Here is a 16740-nt window from a genome sequence, read left to right on the forward strand (position 1 = left end):
AGTAATTAGGACTCAGATACGACAGTGAAACGTTGGTTCAGATGTTGTGGTTTTTCGATTTCGTCCACTACGGCAACTGCATAATCTTCGTAGCTGACATAGCTTGCACCTTTGGAATTAACCAACAGCGTGTCTTTTCCCACTTGGTAAGAGCCTGTGCGTTTACCCAGAGCAAATTCCGCAGAAGGACTAATGAAAGTCCAGTTCAGGTCGCTGGTACCACGCAAAATTTCCAGGTTTTTTCCTTGGTTATTTGCTGTTGGATATACGAAATCAGGGAAGCCGGGAGCATCTTTTACCAAAAGTGTTTGGGATTCGTCAGTGAACAAGCTGCCTGCACCACCTACGACAATCAGGCGAGTACCGGATACATTACGCAGACCTTCAATTAGTACGTTACCTGCATCGACATGCAGATGCTCTTGTCCGAGTGGAGCGGCAAATGCATTAACGACTACGTCAAAGCCTTTCAGATCATCTGTTTTCAGATCAAAAACGTCTTTTTGTACTACAGTAGCACGATTTTCTGTAACTTTAGCCGAGTCACGGACGATGGCGGTTACTTCATGCCCTCTGTCTAATGCTTCTTTTACGATATTACTTCCTGCTTTACCGGTTGCACCAATAACTGCAATTTTCATAATAGATAGCCTCCTATAAATATGATGTGGATGATGGATGATTCATTCGTTTGATCGTAAGTGTACCCAGTGCATTTACGAACTTTAATATGTAACTATTATAGTTACAATATAAAATAAAAGTCAAGCTCTTCTGTTGGGCAAACTAAAGTCCTCCGATTGGAAAGAGAGGAACTCGTTTAAATATATAAGGTGAAACTGAATGAGCAAACTTAAGCCATATTGGATATATGTAGACCACAGATAAGAAAGGAAGAGTGAACCGATATGAGTAAAAAAGTACAGCTTGAACCCGCAGCACAGAAATTTGCAGACGATAATGCCAAGCCTCCGTTTCTATATGATTTGGGTCCTGAAAAAGGACGTGAAACGGTCAATGAGGTTCAATCCGGTCCAGCAGACAAACCTGCCGCAGATGTAGAAGATTTAACTATTCCAGGTGGGCCTGGCGGTGAGGTAAAGGTCAGAATTGTTCGTCCACAACAAGTGACAAGCGATCTGCCGGTCATTGTATATATTCACGGAGCAGGCTGGGTATTCGGTAATGCCCACACGCATGATCGTCTGATTCGTGAATTGGCAGTCGGCTCACAGGCAGCCGTTGTATTCCCGGAATACAGCTTGTCACCTGAAGCTAAATATCCGACGGCGATTGAGGAAATTTACGCGGTCGTTCAATGGGTGGCACAGCATGGGCGCGAGCATGGACTGAAGCCCGATACGCTGACGATAGCCGGAGACAGTGTCGGCGGTAACATGACCGCGGCCGTAACGCTGCTGGCCAAAGAACGCAGTGGTCCTTCCATCCGGCAGCAGTTGTTATTTTATCCGGTGACGGACGCTTCCTTTGACACGGAATCCTACCAGGAGTTCGCCACAGGATATTTCCTGAGCCGCGAAGGAATGCAATGGTTTTGGGATCAATATACGACAGATCCCAATGAACGAGCGCAGATCACGGCTTCCCCATTACGTGCCACCAGAGAACAGCTCAAAGGGCTACCGCGTGCGCTGGTCATTACAGGCGAGGCCGATGTGCTGCGCGATGAAGGTGAGGCCTATGCGAACAAGCTGCGTGAAGCAGGGGTAGAGGTAACCGCTGCACGCTTTCAGGGCATCATCCACGACTTTGTGATGCTGAACCCATTGTCGGAAACCGCGGCCAAGCGCGGTGCGATCACGCTCGCTACCTCATGGCTGCGCCAAGGGTTTGAGGGCTAGTACACTATAGAGCGTTTTAAGGGTGCCGTCGTGTGATTTGATCCAGTTCTTTGAACGATTAGGCTGTCTTCTTCCTGCTGACATCTATTGCAGGGAAGGCAGCCTTTATACATATCTGCAATGAAACCGCTTCACGTTCGTCGAACAGAGTGATAATATAAAATTTGAACGAGTTTGACTGACATTCAGCCTAAGGGGGATATTCATGCCATTTCAGGGGCAACGCATTCTACCTGCAGCTAAGCATATGAAGCAGCTGGAGGGTATTTTGGACAGTTCTTATGAATATGCGGTTTTTCTGGATACGCATGTAGCGCAGCTGCGCAACCTGTACCAGATGGCTAGAAGTCGCAACAAGCAAATGCTTCTGCATGCCGACCTGGTGCAAGGCTTGAAGAATGACGAGTATGCGGCTGAATATTTGTGTCAGGAAATTAAGCCGTTTGGGATTATTTCGACCCGATCCGGGGTGATTGCAACCGCTAAAAAGAAGGGGATTCTTGCTGTACAGCGGGTGTTCCTGCTCGATACGATTGCGCTGGAAAAAAGCTACGCGCTGGTGGAAAAAACACGACCTGATTATATTGAGGTGCTGCCCGGTGTTGTTCCACCGATGATTAAGGAAGTTAGCGAACGCACGGGCATTCCTATTTTGGCGGGCGGACTTATTCGCACCCCTGAGGATGTGGAAGCGGCGTTGGCTGCGGGAGCCACAGCAGTTACGACCTCCAATAAACAACTGTTCGAGCATTATAAGCAATAGCTTTTATTTAAATCAAGTGGGCAACCATACATAAATATGCAAGGAGGCTGGAAAACGATGGAGCAATACATTCTTGCCTTGGATCAGGGCACAACCAGTTCGCGGGCCATCTTGTTTGATCGGCAGGGAAAAGTGGTATACAAGGCACAACGGGAGTTCCCACAGTATTTTCCCCAGCCGGGGTGGGTAGAGCAAAACGCAAATGAGATATGGAGCTCTATTTTGGCCGTCATCGCCTCCTGCTTGTCGGAATCAGGTGTGAAAGCCAGCCAAATTGCCGGGATTGGTATTACGAATCAACGGGAAACCGTAGTGGTGTGGGATAAACATACGGGTCTGCCTGTATATCATGCACTGGTATGGCAGTCACGGCAAACAGCCGGGATCTGCGAGGAATTGAAAAGCCGTGGATTTGATCATATTTTTCATAGCAAAACGGGGCTACTCATTGATCCCTACTTTTCTGGCACCAAGGTCAAATGGATACTCGACAACGTCGAAGGGGCACGAGCTCAAGCGGAGCGTGGGGATTTGCTGTTTGGTACGATTGATACCTGGCTAATCTGGAGATTGTCCGGTGGTAAAGCACATGTAACGGACTACTCCAATGCGGCCCGCACACTCATGTACAACATATATGAGCTAAAATGGGATGAGGAGCTGCTGGATATTCTCGGCGTTCCTGCGTCTATGCTACCAGAGGTGAAATCATCTTCTGAGATATATGCGCATACGGTGGATTATCACTTTTTTGGGCAGGAAATTCCTATTGCCGGAGCGGCGGGTGATCAGCAAGCAGCTCTGTTCGGTCAGGGATGCTTTGACAAGGGCATGATTAAAAATACTTACGGTACGGGATGCTTTATGCTGATGAACACGGGAGATGAACCCTGTGACTCGGAACATGGACTGATTACGACCATTGCATGGGGGCTGAACGGTCATGTAAAGTATGCGCTGGAGGGCAGCATTTTTGTAGCTGGGTCTGCTATTCAGTGGTTGCGTGACGGGTTGCGTATGTTCCGTGAAGCCAAAGATAGTGAAGCGTATGCGGCGCGTGTGACCTCGACGGAGGGGGTATATTTTGTCCCGGCCTTTGTGGGGCTGGGCAGCCCGTATTGGGACAGTGACGTGCGCGGCGCGACATTTGGTTTGACGCGGGGAACGACCAAGGAGCACTTTATACGAGCGGCACTGGAATCGCTGGCCTACCAGACTAAAGATGTCCTAACTGCCATGGCGAGCGATTCGGGTGTACCTGTGCGTTCATTGCGTGTAGATGGAGGTGCTGTGATGAACGAGTTCCTGATGCAGTTCCAGAGCGATATTCTCGATTTGCCCGTAGAACGACCTGCTGTGAACGAGACAACTGCACTCGGTGCGGCGTATTTAGCGGGACTGGCAGTTGGGTTTTGGAGCAGTCTGGATGAAGTCCGGGGATATGCTCAGAGTGATCATACCTTTACTCCGTCCATGAGTGAGGACGTGCGGACTGAGCTTTATGGTGGCTGGAAAAAGGCAGTTCATGCCGCAATGGCGTTCAAGTAGAGATAGTTTTAGGTAGAAGGCAGCCATCTGGCAACAGGCAGATTTCCCTTTTCATAGCGTACTGTGTGTGCTACGATATAGATAAGTTAATACTCGTCAGGAGACTTGGAGAGACCATGAACCGCTCGGCATCCGCCGCAGCGATGTTCGTGGTCTTTTTTTGTACCTTATGATGATTCGGTTGGCAGATTGCATCGTGAATATATACAAAGCTGGAGGGATACATGATGGGAGAACAGGGATTTGCTGCGCAGGAGAGAACCGCTGTTTTGGAACGTATGGGAGATGAGCATTTTGATATTTTAATTATTGGCGGCGGCATTACAGGGGCGGGGATTGCGCTGGATGCGGCGGATCGTGGTTTGAAGACAGCACTGGTGGAGATGCAGGATTTCGCAGCAGGTACGTCCAGCCGCTCGACCAAGCTAGTGCATGGTGGTCTTCGTTATTTGAAGCAGTTTGAAGTTAAGATGGTAGCCGAGGTTGGGAAGGAGCGGGCCATCGTATTCGAAAATGGCCCACATGTGACCATACCGGAGCGTATGCTGCTTCCTTTTCACAAGGGCGGCACGTTTAACGCATTCACCACCTCTGTCGGGCTGCTAGTATATGATTTCCTTGCTGGTGTTAAGCGTAGTGAGCGCCGTCGGATGCTGGACATCCAGGCTACGCTAGAGCGCGAGCCTTTGTTGAAGCGTGATGGACTGAAGGGAAGCGGTAGCTATGTGGAGTACCGTACAGATGACGCTCGCCTGACGATTGAGGTCATGAAGGAAGCTGTTACACGAGGGGCGCTGGCGGTGAACTATGCCAAGGCTGACAAGCTGCTGTATGACGAAGGACGAATAAGCGGTGCAATCGTAACGGACCGGGTAACGGGAAAACCATACGAAATTCGAGCTTCGCTGGTTATTAATGCAGCTGGACCATGGGTAGACACGTTGCGGGAAATGGATCGCTCCAAGGAGGGTAAGGTACTACGCCTGACGAAGGGTATTCACTTGGTGTTCGATGTTGAGCGCTTTCCGCTCAAACAGGCAGTGTACTTCGATACACCGGATGGACGTATGGTATTTGCCATCCCGCGTGATGGAAAAACCTATGCAGGTACGACCGACACGGTGTATGAGGGGGATACGGCGCATCCCCGGATGACCGCCGAAGATCGGGCATATGTGCTTCAAGCGATCAACGGAATGTTCCCAGATGTGAAGCTGACTGTTACGGATGTAGAATCCAGTTGGGCAGGGGTACGGCCGCTCATTTATGAAGACGGTAAAAGCCCTTCAGAAATTTCACGTAAGGACGAAATTTGGGAATCCCGCTCAGGTCTGATCACGATTGCAGGCGGCAAGCTGACGGGCTACCGGAAAATGTCCGAACTCGTCGTGGATCGTGCGGTGCGGAAGCTGGGGCGCTTGCATGGGCAGAGCTTCCGGGCATGCCGCACCAGACACATCCCGATTTCGGGTGGCAGCGTAGGCGGCTCGGCGGGCTGGGACGCGTACGTAGGTAAGCAAACCGCAGCAGGTGTTGCGCTTGGCCTGTCGCCGGAAACGGCTAGAGCATGGGCTACTCGCTATGGCTCCAACACAGAGTGGTTGTTTGCGATAGCAGCACGGAGCATGAAGGAGGCTAGCGAGAAGGAAACCGCGCTGCCTGTGGAAGTGCGTGTCCCGCTCCTGTATGCGATGGAAAAGGAAATGACGGTGACACCGTCTGATTTTTTCATACGTCGCACTGGTGCGCTGTTCTTCCAGATTGACGAGGTGAAGCGTTGGAAACAGCCCGCCATCGCATGGATGTCTGAACATGCAGGCTGGAGCGCCGCGCAAGAACGACAATATACGGCTGAGCTGGATGCTTACCTGTATGAAGCTGTAACGCCTGTAGAGGCAGAGGTGAAACCCGGTGACGTTAAAGCCATCTAATAGGAACGAGGATGCGTACCCTTTACCGCTCCGCTTCTCTACAATCGTTTCGTTCTCGCCACTGCTTTATGCGGAAAAGGGGCCTACAAAACAAAAGCAGCGATTCTTCATAACAAGAGAATCGCTGCTTCTTTGTATACAGATTGTTTACAGCATCAAGTGGAACAGGAACGGGGCGGCTGCCAAGGTAAAGAGAGCGGCGAGCACCATCGAGATGCTGGATATCGTCCCCGTCAGCGAACTGAACTCGAAGGCTTTGGAAGTGCCAGTACCATGAGCACCGGTACCGAGCAGCACCCCACGTGAGACTTCATTTTCGATACGGAACAGTTTTACAATCATCGGACCGATAATAAGACCGCTCAATCCGGTCAGAATAACGAATACAGCCGTGACCGTCGGATTGCCGCCAATCGTTTGCGATACATTCATCGCAATGGGTGTCGTAATGGAGCGAGGAATCAGGCTGCTCAGCAGCGAAGAATTCAGATGCATCCACTTGGCAAGCGCCATGGAGGACAACACGGCTACAACAGACCCAGACAGCACGCTAAGCACGATTTGAGTCGCGTGTTTTTTTAACACAGGGAAATATCGGTACAAAGGGACAGCAAATGCAATCGTAGCTGGCTGTAGCAGCATGGACAGCAAGTGAGCGCCCGAATTATAAGAACGGTAGTTCACACCCGTCAGCGTCAAAATCAAAATGATAACAATAGGTGTAATGAGCAATGGAGACAAATACACCTTGGGCAGTGTGCGGTACATGCGTTTGGCCATCCAGTAAATAGCGAGTGTCAATACAATACATAGAAGACCGGTCATGATGATTTATGCTCCTTTCGTTTACCAAGCAGACTGGCGACCATACCTGTGCAGGCCATCACCAGAAAGGTGCCGAGCAGCACGACCAGCATGATACTCATACCATCGTGTTCTAGCATCGGCCAATAATTCATAACGCCGACAGCAGAGGGAATAAAGAATAATAGCAGCTCGGCAAGCAACCAGTTTGCGCCAACTTCAATCCAGCTTAGCCGGACCAAGCCGGTTTGCAGCAGAATAAAAAGGATCAGCATACCAATGATACTACCGGGTACAGGCAGGTGGAGCCAGGAGACTACCGCGTTCAGGATGAGCGAAAAGGCCATCAGGACGGCGATCTGGAGGACACCGCGTATGAAGCTTTTCATATATAATGGCTCCTATCTTTGAGATCGGTTATTTTCAAACTGTAATGAAATTTTACATCACAAGCTTTCATGAGTAAAATGCATATAAAGAATGTAATCTATTCCGTTTGTCTATGGGAGAAGGTGTAGGTTTGGATATCCGACATTTACAATATTTTTTGGAAGTCGCGCGGTTGCGTAGCTTTACAAAGGCAGCCCAGAGCATGTTTATTACCCAGCCGACGATCAGTAAGACGATTAAAAGTCTGGAAGATGAACTGGGGGTCGCTTTGTTCGACCGAATTGGCAAAAGAATCGAACTGACGGACGCGGGCAAGGTAATTGAGCTTCAAGCACAAGCGATTGTAAAGTCCTTTCAGAGCCTGTCCTCGGAGCTGAGTGATTTGATGAACCTGAAAAAGGGACATATCCGTATTGGCCTGCCCCCTATGGTCGGATCGAGCTTTTTTCCGCGTGTCATTGGAGAATTCCATAAGGCATATCCTGATGTGACCATTCAATTATTTGAGGACGGGGCGAAGAAAGTGGAACGGGACGTAGAAGCCGGGGCATTGGATATCGGGGTGATTGTGCTGCCTGCGGTTGGAGATATGTTTGAGACATTTCTGTTTGTGGAGGAAAAGCTGAATTTGCTCGTTCATCCTACGCATGCATTGGCAGAGTGCAAGGAGGTACCGTTATCTGCGCTGGCGGAGGAGGCGTTTGTACTGTTTCGTGAGGATTTTACGCTGCATGACCGTATCATTGCGGAATGTGTTCGTGCTGGCTTTCAACCGCGTGTAGTCTACGAAAGCTCACAATGGGATCTGATTAGCGAAATGGTTGCTGCAAACCTGGGAGTAGCGCTGTTGCCGGAGGCTATATGCCGAGATCTGGATTCCGAGCGTTTGCGTGTTCTTCCATTGGTGGACCCCGTCATTCCTTGGCATTTGGGGATGATCTGGCGGAACGATCGTTATCTGTCCTTTGCAGCCAGAGAATGGATATCGTTCACACAGCAATTGTTGCGGACGGAATATGGCGGGAAGTAGTCAGTCCGCGAGAAGGTGAGTACGATGCAGATGTGTACCGAAGGAGGACGAATACTGCTTACATCATAAAAAAAGCTGCCCTGAGGGGCAGCGATGTAGCTTGCTTCTATGAGTGTGTTTGGTTTATTGCACGCTTGGTGTGAAGGTACTTGTCCATAATACGGTCAAGTCTGGAGGATTTGTCCAATACACGTTCATCTTTTAATCCGTGTAAGTCAGCCATGCGATTCAGTTCACGGCGTTCTTTTTCCATGAGTTTTTCCAATTGTTCGAGGTTCACAAAGCCCACCCCCCATGTCGATTGTAAGGCATGTCTCCACTAGCGGCAGAAGTTTTTTTTGATAACGATGTTATTTCCATTTTACCACTTTTTATTAACAATAATCCAGCTTTCCTGACATTTAGCGACTAATATCTATGGTTTTGCCAGTTTCACCTGATTGCGTCCTGAACGCTTAGCTTCATATAATGCCTCATCTGACTTTTCCAGTAAGTGCCTCGATGCAATGACAGGTGAACTGCCTGCTCCGATGGATACGGTTAGCGAGATTGAGGTTCCGTCATTCAAAAGAAAACGTTCATTTTCCACAGCTTTCCGAATTTTTTCGGCAAAGCTTGCTGCTTTCTGACTATCACAATTTCCAATCAGAATGGCAAATTCCTCTCCGCCCTTACGGGAGGGGTACGCCCTCGTTGTAGATTCCCGGGTTAACAGCATTCCCAATTGGCTTAAGACGGTATCTCCGTTCAAATGACCATACGTATCATTAATATTTTTAAAGTGGTCAATATCCAGCATCACGAGTCCAAAGGGTTGTTTTGTAGTCTTGGAAGTATGAAAGACCTCATCGAATAGCGCATCGAAAGCACGTGGACTGTAGAGTCCGGTTAAATGATCCCGATTTGCAGCTTCTTCCAGTAGATGAACAGCCCGTTCTGTTTTTTTGATATAGGACATCATAAAATAAGTGAACAGGCCGCCAAGCAACTTAATAGTTGTGATTATTATCATAGATTCATTATCAGGAGGGTTAACTACAAAGAAAGTAGATAACAGCGACACTACAGCAGCTCCAAGTACGGCCGACATCCACTTGCGGAGTGTTAGGCTTTTTTCTCGAATAAAGATAAGTGAAATGCCCAGTGTCATGAAACAATTGACGGCAGCAGTCAGAGAAACATCTGTCCAACCACCTGTGATGTAAATACGGTACAGGCTTATGATCAAGGTGGTCAGCAGACCGGATACCGATCCTCCCATATAAACAGATATGATAATCGCCAATTGGCGCAGATCGACCACAAAGTGCCCACGGACCCATAAACCGGTCATCATTAACAGAATGCCAAACAGACCCAGCATTAAACCGTTCATTACCCGATAAATGAATATATGTTTTTTTAGGTAACGTTCATATTTCCGGAAAAATAAATTTCCAAAGAATAAGAAGCTTGTTAATAACGCAAAATTGTTAATTAATTCTTTTAACATATCCCTATCCTTTATGCTGAAATGAGAGTTGTAGTATCGTGGGGAATAAAGCAAAAGGCCTCGTTTCTATATTTCGGTAAAAAGTAGGCATGAGTGAATACCAATTGAATACAAACGATTCTTATGTCCCTTACGTTTCGTTTATCTACGTGGTACAGTGAAAGGACTATGACCGGAACGGGTGATCGTATGAAGGAACCAATTCACATATCGGTGCGTCCACTTGTGGAATATGTGCATCGGAGCGGCAGCATTCATAGCGGCTTTCGATCGAATAGCAGTATGCTCGAAGGAACTCGCGTGCATCAGGTTATCCAGAAAGGTTACAAGGAGCATGACCGCAAAGAGGTACATTTACGTACAGAAATTCCGTATAAGGATGAATTGTTTATCATTGAAGGCCGCTGTGACGGACTGATTGAGCTGGATGGCGTATGGACGGTCGATGAAATTAAATCGACCTCTTTGCCACTCGAAGATATTCAGGGTGACGGCCAACCTGTACACTGGGCACAAGCATTTCTGTATGCCTATATGATTGCTCGTGAGGAACAACATCATTCGATGCAGGTCCAGCTTACTTATGTACAGGCACACAGTGAAGACATTCGCCGATTCAGACGAGAACTATCCTTTACTGAGCTGGAAGCTTTCGCAAAGGAGATGATTGCTGGTTATGCACCGTATGCATTCCTGCTGAGAGCACATGCGGAAAAGCGGGATGCCAGCATTGCTATGTTGAACTTTCCCTTTGACACGTATCGTTCGGGTCAGCGAACGCTCGCGGGCTCCGTGTTCAAGACGATTGCCGAAGGGGTTAACCTGTTTGCCAAAGCACCTACAGGTATTGGTAAAACGGTATCCACCTTGTTTCCTGCGATTAAGGCGATCGGCGAAGGGTTGGTGAGACGAGTATATTATGTGACGGCTCGTACCACCACTCGGGCAGCAGCAGAAGAGGCTTATGCCAAAATGCAGGTTCAAGGGCTGCACATGCATGTGGTGACTTTGACTGCGAAGGATAAAATTTGCTTCAAGGATGAAAATGATTGTGATGCTGGATCATGCAGCATGTGCGAGGGCTATTACGACCGGATCAACGGTGCGGTTTCCGATATTTTGGCGAACGAGACGTTAATGACCCGGGCGGTGATTGAGCATTATGCGCGCAAGCATAAGGTATGTCCCTTTGAATTTTCGCTGGATGTGGCGTATGCCTCGGATGGTATAATCAGTGATTATAATTATGTTTTCGATCCACGGATTTCTTTGAAAAGATTGCTGGAGGAGCACAAGCGAAAAGGTGTTGTACTGGTGGATGAGGCGCATAATCTGGTAGAACGCGGCCGGGACATGTTTTCGGCGGAAATTTTGAAATCTTCTTTTTTGGAACTGAAACGAGAATTTAAGTTGCTAAGCCCAGAGATTGCTGCAGCTGCGAGTGCAGTGAACGCACATATGATTACGCTGCGCAAGCAATATGCAGATACAGGAAAAGCAGTGGAGACAGCAGCACCGCAAGAGGTACTGGAGCTGTTGGTGCCTTTTGTAGAAGCAGCTGAACGTGAACTGGTGACGGGGGGCAGTACAAGCCACGCAAGCGGTGAGGGTACGGCTTATGCATTGCTTCTAGATACGTATTTTACCGCTCAGAATATGCTGCGCATTGCTGCTTTATATGATGAACGGTACGTTACTTATGTGGAAGCAGGGCGCAGTGAAGTGAGGGTCAAGCTGTTCTGCCTCGATCCTTCTCACTTGCTGGGACAAGCTATTAAGGGCTACCGCTCAGCCATTTATTTTTCCGCAACGTTGACACCGCTTGCTTATTACCGGGACATGCTCGGAGCAAACGAGGAAGATTATACGTTACAGGTTCCTTCGCCCTTCCATCAGGAGCAGTGGGATGTACGTCTGCTGCCGCTCTCCATCCGTTATCGGGATCGTGAGCGTTCCAAAGGGGCGATTGCGGATATGCTGGCTGCATTGGTTGTGGAACGGAAAGGAAATATCCTTGTATTTTTCCCGTCCTATCCATATCTGCGTGAGGTGTATGAGGAATTCATGCTTCGGGACGTGTCCGCAAATACGTTGGTACAAAGCCCGGGGATGACCGAACCAGAGCGGGATCAATTCCTAGAGGCCTTCCAGCCTGGGCAAGAGCACACCTTGCTTGGCTTTGCCGTATTGGGTGGTGTGTTTGCTGAAGGTGTCGATTTACCTGGGGATCGCTTAAATGGGGTAGTGGTCGTCGGCGTCGGCTTGCCGCAAGTTGGAGCAGAGCGGGATGTGCTGCGGGATTATTTTTCGGAACAGGGACGGAATGGTTTCAACTATGCGTATGTATATCCGGGAATGAACAAGGTTCTTCAGGCAGGTGGCAGACTGATTCGCACAGAGCACGACGAAGGATTGCTGGTCCTGGTAGATGATCGTTTTGCCAAGGAACCATATGCTTCTTTGCTGCCTGACGAATGGAAAAGCTACCGTCTGACGGAACAAGCGGGATTAAGGAAGGAATGGATAGACTATGAACTTTAATTTTCATAATGACTCCATACGCGGGGTGCTGCGTAGCTTTGGACATGAAGATGCCGAAGTGGATAATATAGAGACTTTTGTGACATTTGCGCGCTTGGCTAATGGTATTTTCAGAGAAATGGATACGGATCTTAGCAAGTTGGGGGCTTCTCAGGGGCGGATTATTGTTCTTAGCCTGTTGCATTGCCACTCGCCGCATCGCATGACACCATCAGAGTTGGCGGAAAAAGCTGATGTGACGCGTGGAACCATGACGGGGCTGATCGACGGATTAGAGCGAGATGGCATGATTGAACGTGTGGCTCATGAGAGTGACGGACGGATGGTGACTGTCGGATTAAAAGAGGCAGGACAAGAGCTGTTAAGTAAGATAGTCCCTTATTATACGAAGTTGATTCGGTCGTGTATGTCTGAGTTTACGCCACAGGACCATAAGATGATGAAGGGTTTACTGGGAAAAATGAAGGGCGGTTTTGAGCGGTCCTTGCCGAAATGCTGAGTTCCTAATATAGGGAGTAAGGAATAGGAGAGAGAACATGTTCTTTTATACAGATGAGGTCTATGAAGCCCGTGATTTTGGCTCAATGAATGCCAGAGAAGGCGAGTGGAGAAATTGTGAGTTTACCCGATGTCGCTTTCGGGGTGTGGAGATGAATGAGTCGCTTGTAGAAGGCTGTACTTTTGTGGACTGTGATTTTACCGGAGCCATTCTGAATGCATCTCACTACAAGGAGTCGGCTTTTACCAATTGTTTGTTCACCAGCGCCAATTTGTTTGTAGTCCGGTTTGAAAACTGCAAGCTGGTAGGTTCAGATTTTGCGGGGGCGAATATGGATGGTATCACAATTACGGGCGGAGACTGGTCTTATACGAATTTGCGTCATGCAGATTTAAGAAAACAAGATTTGCGAAAAATACGATTCAAGGAAGCCGACTTATCCGAATGCAATTTGGAAAAAGCAGATTTGCGGGAGGCGGATCTTACCCGGATAAGACTGCACAAAGCCCATCTTCAAGGAACAGACCTGCGCGGTGCGAAGATGGATGGCGTGAATTTTAAAGATCTGGACATCACCGGAGCCAAGTTGGATATCGAGCAGGCAGTAGCGGTGGCCCGCTCCTATGGAGCCAAGGTGGAAGGCTAAAAAGCACGGGATACAGGACCCGTCTCGATCTGCGGTACCCCGTGCGGTGAAATGGATGGTTGACTCGAATGTGAAGAACTTAATCTTTAGGGGGTGCCGGCAGTAGTGGAATCGCTGCTCCCGGGTCCCGGTTTGGCAAATGATCAACTCCCACAGGCTCTAGAGGCTGCTGTGGAACTGTCCAGTTGCGCGCGGTATCCGCGGCAGTTCGCTGCTCCAGCAAGCGTTTGGCTACTTCATAACATTGATCGACATGCCGATTACCAATGGTTCGCATGGCAGTGAAGCCAATTGCCGCGGCTAGCCCTTGCCCCAGAAGGGGGACAAACTTGCTAACCTGCTTGGTAGCGATCCGAATGCCCATTTTTTGCAAAATCTGCACGATGACTTCACGGGTAATGAGTCGCCCGATCAGCTTGCTGCCAATCGAGGTGATAAAACCATACACCATGGATTTTGTTTCTGCGTCCAGACCTTCCAGCTGCTTCTCAGATAATCCGAATTTTCCGTTAATGGCAGGCAGCAGCTGCATCAAAATGCCAACATCAGCAAGAACGTCAGCCCCTGGAACTGGAACCAATACCGCTCCACCCGAAGCCGCAGCCCTTTTCGTCACCATGGATTTACATTCTTTACGGATCTGCTCCAACTCTTCTATTGTTCGGGCTGTCATATGCATCTCTCCTTCATACGCTTCCGATTAGGACCCATGATTCTACCCTGTTATTACACACATTTCTACCTATCTTAAGCAGGGAGTAAGCAAAAAATCCCTGATTCACGCACTATCCCACATTTACTCCTGTGAAGCGATCAGGCATAATGAAGGGTGGTTGCCGATAAGAACAAGCCTGTTTTACGGGGATAAAGGAAGGAAGAGACAGATGAGTCAGACAAACGTTTATTTTAATCATGATGGTGGAGTGGATGATCTAGTATCCCTTTTTATGCTGCTTCAGATGGAGCAGGTTCATTTGACCGGAGTATCGGTGATTCCAGCAGATGGTTACCTGGAGCCTGCGACGGATGCCAGCCGTAAAATTATTGATCGTTTTGGACAAAATAAAGGGCCTGTGGAAGTCGCAAAGTCTAATTCACGCGGTAAAAATCCGTTTCCTGCTGCTTGGCGTTTACATTCCTTCTATGTGGATGCATTACCGGTACTGAATGAATCGGGGCGAATGGAAGCACCGCTTTCATCCCTGCCAGCTCATCAGCATCTGATCGAAAAGGTACGCGGAGCTGAAGGTAAGACGCTGTTGCTATTCACTGGACCGCTAACCGATTTGGCGCGGGCGCTGGATGAAGCACCGGATATTGAAGCAAAGATTGAAAAGCTGGTATGGATGGGTGGCACCTTTGAAAAAGGGAATGTGGAGGAGCCGGAGCATGACGGCACAGCAGAGTGGAATGTGTTCTGGGACCCAGAAGCGGCATATCGGGTGTGGCAAAGCGGCATCACGATTGATCTGGTAGCGCTGGAAAGCACAAGCAAAGTGCCATTAACTCCAGCAGTACGCAATCGTTGGGCGGCCGAGCGCCGATATGAAGGCGTGGATTTCTTGGGTAATTGCTATGCTGGATGTCCGCCGCTCGTCTATAGCGAAACGAACTCAACCTACTACTTGTGGGATGTACTGACCACTGCATCCGTAGGACGCCCGGACATTGTCAAGAAAAAGACGGTGCATTGCAGCGTTATCGCAGAAGGTCCAAGTCAGGGCAGAACGGTGGAACAGGCAGAGGGACGTCCTGTGAACCTGGTATACGATACAGATCCAGAAGCCTTTTTTACGTATATGGCCGATTTGGCCAAGCTAGCTGCTCCCAAACGTTACTAAGTCTGACTATGCACAAACGTGCGGCATAGGGTGATAATACTGCCTAGTGACACGTACTCATAACATAAAGCCCATGACGTTATGCGTCACGGGCTTCTATTACATGATGTGCTCTATATATGACAAGCTAATCTCTGTTTCAGGCAGACTCCTGGTATATTTTCAGAGTGAACTGGAGCGTTATCTCCGTCCCGCTACCAGGTTCACTGCTCCCTGTCATCTTACCCTTCATTCGTTTTAATAGATGTTTGGTAATCTGCCAACCCAATCCTGGATTGCCATATGAGGGGGAGTACCCACGGTCATGTTCAAGCCACAATTTCAATTTATTCGGAGATATACCGATTCCAGTATCCTTCACCTTTAATTCCAGTTCAACCTCAGGTGCATCGGTCACAGATCGGGTGGTTGCAGATAAAGTGACGGCTCCTGTGCTTGTAAACTTCACTGCATTATCTACCAAATTAATCAGCATACGGCGAATTTTAGCCTCATCCCCGATAAAAATAGGCGAGCTGGTGAGATTCCAGTCGAGCTTCAACTCTAGATTTCGTCGCGCAGCTACCTCTGTATACAGACTCAATACATTTTCCATCATCGTTCTCAGATCAAACGGATCTTCAATATCATCGATCTGCCTGGACTCTATATTGCTGTAATCCAAAATATTACTCAACAACGTCATAAGCGAGCGACTGCTCGACTCCATGATGCTCATATATTGCTGTTGTTCCTCTGTTAACTCCGTCGTCAGCATGAGGTCGGTGGCTCCCCATATTTCGGTTAGCGAAAACCGAATTTTATTACTCAGGGAAGAGATCAAATCCAGCTTGCTCAGGGCAGAGATCTCAGCATCTATCTTTTCTTTCTCCAGTTCCACCACATAACCCAGAAATACAGCCATAGCCTGTAGGGCCTTCAATTCGGATTCTGTCAAATGTACAGATGGCGCGTCCAAGATACAAATGGTTCCGTAAGCCTGACCATTTTTCATGCGAATAGGGATTCCTGTAAATGAGTGGTTTCCCATGGTTTTAGTCACATCTAAATCGCATGTGTGCGGGTGAATAGTCGTTTCTGAAATCGTGAGGTGATCTGCAGGATGGTCCAACACCAGACTGCAATAGCTAAGCTCAAAAGGGAGCACATCCCCTTTCTTAACGAGTATCTCTTCCCGGTTAAATGAATCAACGATTACATTCGTAATCCCATCATTAGCGGCAATGAAAATGGTATTTACATGCAAAATATCACTCAACACATCAATGACATGCGCGGTAGCCTCTTGAATACTATTATAAAAACCTGTAGGTGAAGTAGTCATGTATCTCCAATCCTGATGCAAAGTGGTGGTTATCCAAAAACTTTAGCAGTTTGTGTATCCCATTCCCGA

General features: G+C 48.4%; 16 protein-coding genes. 9 read left to right on the forward strand and 7 right to left on the reverse strand.

Going from position 1 to position 16740, the window contains the following annotated elements:
- Positions 1–5: 5 nt before the first annotated feature.
- Positions 6–641 carry an NAD(P)-dependent oxidoreductase gene (locus MHB46_RS15845; RefSeq protein WP_209947693.1) on the reverse strand — a complete coding sequence of 212 codons (636 nt, stop codon included), beginning with the start codon at positions 639–641 and terminating at the stop codon, positions 6–8.
- A gap of 267 nt (positions 642–908) precedes the next feature.
- Here MHB46_RS15845 and MHB46_RS15850 point away from each other — a divergent pair, with 267 nt between their 5' ends.
- The 4 genes from MHB46_RS15850 (at position 909) to MHB46_RS15865 (ending at position 6104) form a co-directional block, all read left to right on the forward strand.
- Positions 909–1862, forward strand: a complete 954-nt coding sequence (locus tag MHB46_RS15850) for an alpha/beta hydrolase (RefSeq protein WP_341162817.1) — start codon at positions 909–911, stop codon at positions 1860–1862.
- Between the two features lie 205 nt (positions 1863–2067).
- Positions 2068–2625 (forward strand): glycerol-3-phosphate responsive antiterminator, encoded by a 558-nt coding sequence (locus MHB46_RS15855; protein WP_025721809.1) that lies wholly within the window; start codon positions 2068–2070, stop codon positions 2623–2625.
- A 57-nt stretch (positions 2626–2682) separates the two neighbouring features.
- A complete protein-coding gene (glpK, locus tag MHB46_RS15860; RefSeq protein WP_341162818.1) occupies positions 2683–4173 on the forward strand; it encodes a glycerol kinase GlpK in 1491 nt (496 codons plus the stop codon).
- 227 nt (positions 4174–4400) lie between these two features.
- Positions 4401–6104, forward strand: coding sequence for a glycerol-3-phosphate dehydrogenase/oxidase (locus tag MHB46_RS15865; protein ID WP_341163758.1), 1704 nt, complete (start codon positions 4401–4403; stop codon positions 6102–6104).
- Positions 6105–6251: 147 nt separating this feature from the next.
- On the opposite strand, the gene MHB46_RS15870 is transcribed toward MHB46_RS15865, so the two are convergent.
- Both MHB46_RS15870 and MHB46_RS15875 read right to left on the reverse strand, forming a co-directional pair.
- Positions 6252–6929: a CidB/LrgB family autolysis modulator gene (locus MHB46_RS15870; RefSeq protein WP_013312486.1), complete on the reverse strand. Its 678-nt coding sequence runs from the start codon at positions 6927–6929 to the stop codon at positions 6252–6254.
- Positions 6926–7297, reverse strand: a complete 372-nt coding sequence (locus tag MHB46_RS15875; RefSeq protein WP_013312485.1) for a CidA/LrgA family protein — start codon at positions 7295–7297, stop codon at positions 6926–6928. The genes MHB46_RS15870 and MHB46_RS15875 overlap by 4 nt, the downstream gene beginning before the upstream one ends.
- Before the next feature lie 131 nt (positions 7298–7428).
- Here MHB46_RS15875 and cidR point away from each other — a divergent pair, with 131 nt between their 5' ends.
- On the forward strand, positions 7429–8328 hold the full coding sequence (gene cidR, locus MHB46_RS15880) for a cidABC operon transcriptional activator CidR (protein ID WP_245248344.1): 900 nt from the start codon (positions 7429–7431) through the stop codon (positions 8326–8328).
- A gap of 106 nt (positions 8329–8434) precedes the next feature.
- Here cidR and MHB46_RS15885 read toward each other — a convergent pair whose 3' ends face one another.
- Together MHB46_RS15885 and MHB46_RS15890 are read right to left on the reverse strand one after the other, a co-directional pair.
- Positions 8435–8608, reverse strand: coding sequence for an aspartyl-phosphate phosphatase Spo0E family protein (locus tag MHB46_RS15885; protein ID WP_013312483.1), 174 nt, complete (start codon positions 8606–8608; stop codon positions 8435–8437).
- 135 nt (positions 8609–8743) lie between these two features.
- Positions 8744–9820 (reverse strand): GGDEF domain-containing protein, encoded by a 1077-nt coding sequence (locus MHB46_RS15890; RefSeq protein ID WP_341162819.1) that lies wholly within the window; start codon positions 9818–9820, stop codon positions 8744–8746.
- Between the two features lie 168 nt (positions 9821–9988).
- Between MHB46_RS15890 and MHB46_RS15895 the strand changes: the two genes are divergently transcribed.
- From MHB46_RS15895 to MHB46_RS15905, 3 genes are read left to right on the forward strand one after another with little or no spacing between them, the layout of a single operon-like run.
- On the forward strand, positions 9989–12361 hold the full coding sequence (locus MHB46_RS15895; protein ID WP_341162820.1) for a helicase C-terminal domain-containing protein: 2373 nt from the start codon (positions 9989–9991) through the stop codon (positions 12359–12361).
- Positions 12351–12860 carry a MarR family winged helix-turn-helix transcriptional regulator gene (locus MHB46_RS15900; RefSeq protein WP_341162821.1) on the forward strand — a complete coding sequence of 170 codons (510 nt, stop codon included), beginning with the start codon at positions 12351–12353 and terminating at the stop codon, positions 12858–12860. The genes MHB46_RS15895 and MHB46_RS15900 overlap by 11 nt, the downstream gene beginning before the upstream one ends.
- A 37-nt stretch (positions 12861–12897) precedes the next feature.
- Positions 12898–13506 (forward strand): pentapeptide repeat-containing protein, encoded by a 609-nt coding sequence (locus MHB46_RS15905; RefSeq protein ID WP_341162822.1) that lies wholly within the window; start codon positions 12898–12900, stop codon positions 13504–13506.
- A 79-nt stretch (positions 13507–13585) separates the two neighbouring features.
- Here the strand turns inward: MHB46_RS15905 and MHB46_RS15910 are convergent, their stop codons facing one another.
- Positions 13586–14179 (reverse strand): hypothetical protein, encoded by a 594-nt coding sequence (locus MHB46_RS15910; RefSeq protein ID WP_209940612.1) that lies wholly within the window; start codon positions 14177–14179, stop codon positions 13586–13588.
- 211 nt (positions 14180–14390) lie between these two features.
- Between MHB46_RS15910 and MHB46_RS15915 the strand changes: the two genes are divergently transcribed.
- Entirely contained in the window at positions 14391–15347 is a 957-nt protein-coding gene (locus tag MHB46_RS15915; RefSeq protein ID WP_061830535.1) for a nucleoside hydrolase, read from the forward strand.
- A 139-nt stretch (positions 15348–15486) separates the two neighbouring features.
- On the opposite strand, the gene MHB46_RS15920 is transcribed toward MHB46_RS15915, so the two are convergent.
- Complete coding sequence (locus MHB46_RS15920) at positions 15487–16671, reverse strand: sensor histidine kinase (RefSeq protein ID WP_165177940.1); 1185 nt, start codon at positions 16669–16671, stop codon at positions 15487–15489.
- Between the last annotated feature and the right edge of the window lie 69 nt (positions 16672–16740).

The sequence above is a fragment of the Paenibacillus sp. FSL H7-0703 genome, assembly GCF_038003485.1.
GTDB lineage: Bacteria > Bacillota > Bacilli > Paenibacillales > Paenibacillaceae > Paenibacillus > Paenibacillus polymyxa_B.